The sequence below is a fragment of the Pseudomonas sp. 24 E 13 genome (genome assembly GCF_900004715.1).
GTDB lineage: Bacteria > Pseudomonadota > Gammaproteobacteria > Pseudomonadales > Pseudomonadaceae > Aquipseudomonas > Aquipseudomonas orientalis_A.
On record NZ_CVTO01000066.1, the window covers coordinates 1 to 1,328 of the forward strand.

Genomic DNA, 1,328 nt, shown 5'->3' on the forward strand with positions numbered 1-1,328 from the left:
TCCTGCCGGGTTACCCACGAATTCAAGCCTGCGTTCGGCCAGCGTGGTTTAACGGGGCGCCTAAGATCAAAAGCCAGATCAAGAGCGGCTCGCTTCGCATCGTGGTTACGGGTGGGCGCGGCTGCGCTGTGTAGGAGCGAGCTTGCTCGCGAAAAACGTCAACGATAACGCGTGCTTCCTGACTCAACGCGGCGCCTGTGAGTTTTTCGCGAGCAAGCTCGCTCCTACAGATGGCGGTGTACGCAAGCCCGCGTATCCACGATGCGAAGCGAGCCGCTCTTGCTTTTGATCTTAGGCGCCCCGTTAAACCACGCTGGCCGCAATTCGATATTGATGTGGGGGGTAAACCGGCAGGACGCCGGTTTAGCCGCCCCGCGCCATGGATGGCGCGTGGCGGCGGCCCCCCACATCAATGTCGGATTGTGGGCACACCGAGCCTAGGCGAGGTGCCGAGTGGTGGGGCAAGAGCCCTTTTGGTTACTTTTGGGGCTCTTTTCCAAAAGTGAGCCGCCGTAAGGGCGGAACCCATAGCAGCCGTGACCGCAGAAACGGATATGTACCCGGTCCAATCCAACATCCCGGCCACCCCCCACCCCCGACTGACGGCTATTGTCAGAAATTTCCCACAGGAGTACAAATGTACTCCATGACAACCCTGACCCCCCGCCGTACCGCCATCCTGACCTTCATCCGCGACCGCATCGCGCAGCAAGGCCAGCCCCCCAGCCTCGCCGAGATCGCCGAGGCGTTCGGCTTTGCCTCGCGCAGCGTCGCCCGCAAGCATGTGGTAGCCCTGACCGAAGCGGGCTTTATCGAAGTCAACCCCAACCAGGCCCGTGGTATTCGCCTGCTCAACCAACCGCCGCGCCCGGAATGGCTGGACATCCCGGTGCTCGGTCGTGTGGCCGCGGGCCTGCCCATCGGGGCGGATGCCGAAGTGCACAATCGCCTGCAACTGGACCCCGCCACGTTCGCCAAAACCCCGGACTACCTGCTGCGTGTGCAGGGCGATTCGATGATCGAGGACGGTATTCTCGATGGCGACCTGGTGGGCGTGCGGCGCAGTGCCGAGGCCTTGAACGGGCAGATTGTGGTGGCGCGCCTGGACGGTGAAGTCACCATCAAGCGTTTCGAGCGCACGGGCGACAAGGTGCGCCTGCTGCCGCGCAACCTGGCGTATCAGCCTATTGTGGTCGGGGCCGATCAGGACCTGGCTATCGAAGGGGTGTTCTGCGGCCTGGTGAGGCAAGGCTGATGGGCGCCGTGGTTGCCCTGGACTCGCTGTTCAATGGCGGGCGAGTCTGGAAGGGCCGGCCCGCCGCGCCACC

Annotated in this window: 1 protein-coding gene and 1 pseudogene; both read left to right on the top strand. The window is 63.6% G+C overall.

The genetic code is table 11. The features are described 5' to 3' along the window. Positions 1 to 637: 637 nt before the first annotated feature. Complete coding sequence (gene lexA, locus BFP90_RS03650; RefSeq protein ID WP_065895970.1) at positions 638 to 1,255, top strand: transcriptional repressor LexA; 618 nt, start codon at positions 638 to 640, stop codon at positions 1,253 to 1,255. Continuing rightward, positions 1,255 to 1,328: pseudogene (locus BFP90_RS28025) on the top strand (DNA lesion error-prone repair protein ImuA); the annotation flags it as partial. The gene lexA and the pseudogene BFP90_RS28025, both read left to right, overlap by 1 nt.

Bases quoted from the DNA above. Each gene is read 5' to 3' on its own strand.
- lexA (WP_065895970.1), top strand. From the start codon at position 638: ATGTACTCCATGACAACCCTGACCCCCCGCCGTACCGCCATCCTGACC.